Source organism: Rhodoferax sp. (genome assembly GCF_028689305.1).
Classification (GTDB): Bacteria; Pseudomonadota; Gammaproteobacteria; order Burkholderiales; family Burkholderiaceae_C; genus Rhodoferax.
Genome location: NZ_JAQTWM010000171.1, coordinates 1 through 3,092, shown reverse-complemented (window position 1 = coordinate 3,092; position 3,092 = coordinate 1). Strand labels below are relative to the sequence as shown.

Below are 3,092 nucleotides of genomic sequence, written 5' to 3'. Positions count from 1 at the left end.
GCCTGGTGCTGGCCACCGGCTCCACCCCGCGCAGCCTGCCGCTGCCCGGTGGTGATGCCCAAGGCGTGTTTGCGCTGCGCTCACGCGATGATGCCAGCGCCATTGCCGAGCGCATGGCGCTGTGCATAGAAAAGCAGCTGCCCGTCATCGTCATCGGCGGTGGCTTCATTGGGCTGGAGGTGGCCGCCACCGCCCGCAAAAAAGGCCTGAGCACCACCGTGCTGGAAGCCGCCCCGCGCCTGCTGGGCCGCGTGCTGGCCCCGGTGTTGTCCAACTGGTATGCCGAGCTGCACCGCAGCCACGGCGCAGCGCTGGTGCTCGATGCGCGCATTGCCGCGATTGAAACCGACGCGCACAATACCGTCACCGGCGTGCGCATGGCAGACGGCCAGGTCTACCCCGCAGGCCTGGTGGTGGTCGGCATTGGCGTGGCCGCCAACGACCAGCTGGCCCAAGCCGCGGGCCTTGAATGTGACCGCGGCATCGTCGTCGATGCCTGTGGCCGCACCAGCGACCGATCAATGGTGGCCGCAGGCGACTGCACCGCGCGACGCCTGGCCGACGGCAGCCTGCTGCGCCTGGAGTCGGTACAAAACGCCACCGAGCAAGGCAAATCCGCCGCCGCTGCCCTGCTGGGCTTGGAAAAACCCTTCACCGCCACGCCCTGGTTCTGGAGCGACCAGTACGACAAGAAGCTGCAAATGGCTGGCTTGTCGATGGGCGCCGACCAATGGGCGGTGCGGGGTGACATGGCGGCTGGCTCGTTCAGCGTTTATCACTTCAAGGGTGACAAGCTGCTGGCTGTGGACTGCGTCAACGCCAGCAAAGACCACCTGCTGGCGCGCAAGCTGCTGGATGCGGGGGTGTCACCCACGCTGGCGCAGGCAGGGGATTTGGGGGTGGATTTGGCGGGGTTGTTGGGGCGGTGAGGTTGGGCAAGGGCTGCGGAGCGTGTTTGGTTAATACATCATCGACCGGGGGCCAGGTTACCGGATCTATCTCGCCAAAGATGGCGACACGCTCATCGTTCTGTTTGGAGGCGGCACCAAACGTGGCCAGCAACGAGACATCGACAAAGCTAAGGCATTGTCAGCGGAGTACAAGGCACGCAAAAGGGCGATGACCACCAAGTCAAGCAACAAGCACAAGGGGTAAAAGCAATGGCGCAACAGCGTGCACTTGCCCGTCCATCCCGAAGCAGGGTACAGCGGCATGCTCTGCATACGGGTTTGACAACGGAACAGTTATCACCACGTACGAAAGCTCCATTTGCAAAAGCAATTTCGGGGCTGTGTTGAGTGCGGATACCAGCGCCTGCACGAACAATCCGAAGAATTGCCCAGCCATTGGGGCGGGGTCGGTTCCCGCGTGGGGTTCGTGTTCGACATCGGCGGGTGTGGCACTTTCTTCCATCGGTGCTGCTGTCACTCTGAACAATACGGCAGCTGGTTATACGGGCAATATCACTTATACCTGCCAGGCATCGGGTAGCTGGACCAGAAACGCTGGGACGTGTACCGCGAACCCGGTTTGCCCAGCCCGGCCAGCCGATACACAAACCGTGTCGTGTCCATCAGGGCAAACTGGTGCCATCACCCAGACGCGGACGTTGAAATGTGATGCGTCAACCGGGTGGGGATGGTCGATTGGCGGCTGGTCGAACTCGTCGTCAACTTGTGTGGCCTCTCCTTCCTGTCCAGCGCGGCCAGCCGATACACAAACGATTGCTTGCCCTGCTGGGTACAACGGCTCGATGACGCAAGCCCGTTCGTTGGCGTGTAACGCGTCAACCGGGTGGGCGTGGTCCATCGGAGGCTGGTACACGACTGCGGACAATTGCTGGGCTGAACCGCCGCCTCCACCACCACCGCCCCCGCCACCACCGCCGCCTCCTCCTTGCGCGGGTATCGAGGTCGGCCGGTTCTGTTCACCCTGGTACACCGTGGTGGCCTGGGATTGCAATGGGAGTCAATGGGAGACGGGGGATTTGTGTGGAACGCCGCCACCCCCGTGGTATGAATGCTCCGGTCCTGACCCTACTTCGTCATCGGTTGAATGGTGCGGTCCATGGCCCCTCACGGGGTGGATAACTCATATGATTACAGCCTATTGTGACCATAGCACAGGTAACTGGGTAACAACAGAGCAGACTTGGGGTGGGTGCCATGAACATATGTGTGGCCATGGAGGCTGTTAGTCATTGCTAGAAACAAAGGGCGCCTTGAGGCGCCCTTGTCATTGATGCACTTTTAGACCTCAGTTGAGGGTGGTCGTGAATGACCAGTCCTTGCCAACAGTCTGACCATTGCTCAAGGAACCTTTGAAACTCACGTTGTAGAGCGTGCCTTTGGCAAGCGGCTGAGTGGGCAAAATGTGAACCGTACTGTAGCCAACATAGTTTGGAAAATCGGCGCTTGTGATCCGCTTCACTGGTACAGACGTGGCTGAACCGTTCGCTGTCAGTGTGAACGAATCCACTGTTGCCACTCTGTCATTCAGGTAGATTGAGACCGGCGAACCCTTCGAAGAATTGGGCACTTCCGGCGCAGGATCAGGAGCCTCACCAATTGGCATGGCAACAGGGACATTGGTTTGTCCTTGACCGGGATAAACCCCCAGCCAATTGGATGGCCGGGTATTGCCCTGACCTTTAAAGCCATACTCAATGGCACAAACATCGGCTCCAGCCGGGTGTGCAACCGTGCGTGTCGTTTGCAAGCCAAACCCCACAAATTGTGTGGATGTCATCAATAAGGCACTGCGATGGAAAACAGAATTCAACAAATCACCCACACATGAACGCGGTGCGCTAAAAGACATTACCTCGCCCGCGTTGGCATACTGTTGGCCTCCAGCTGCACTGATTCGGTCCTTTGGCCCAATTCCAGTGAACAACGGCCAAGTGACGTTTTCGACGTGGGCATTCAACTGACCAGTGCTGGGATCAATGAGGTAGAGCGATCCCAGATTCGGATACCCCCCATTCACCAATGTGAAATAGTTGGAAGCCACATATTTAGCGTGATTGTTGGATGCGGCATCAATCGCCGGATCTTGTGCAATGGTGCCAAACCCACCCGCCAGCCGAACCT

The 3,092-nt window shown here is 59.2% G+C and carries 3 protein-coding genes; 1 reads left to right on the top strand and 2 read right to left on the bottom strand.

The window, feature by feature from the left end; genetic code table 11:
- A partial coding sequence (locus PHW99_RS18495; RefSeq protein WP_300181236.1) for an FAD-dependent oxidoreductase occupies positions 1 to 929 on the top strand: 929 nt, incomplete at its 5' end.
- A gap of 202 nt (positions 930 to 1,131) precedes the next feature.
- Here PHW99_RS18495 and PHW99_RS18490 read toward each other — a convergent pair.
- Together PHW99_RS18490 and PHW99_RS18485 are read right to left on the bottom strand one after the other, a co-directional pair.
- The gene (locus PHW99_RS18490; protein ID WP_300181233.1) at positions 1,132 to 1,413 is read right to left on the bottom strand and encodes a hypothetical protein; all 282 of its coding nucleotides are present in this window, start codon (positions 1,411 to 1,413) and stop codon (positions 1,132 to 1,134) included.
- An 843-nt stretch (positions 1,414 to 2,256) separates the two neighbouring features.
- A partial coding sequence (locus tag PHW99_RS18485) for a hypothetical protein (protein WP_300181230.1) occupies positions 2,257 to 3,092 on the bottom strand: 836 nt, incomplete at its 5' end.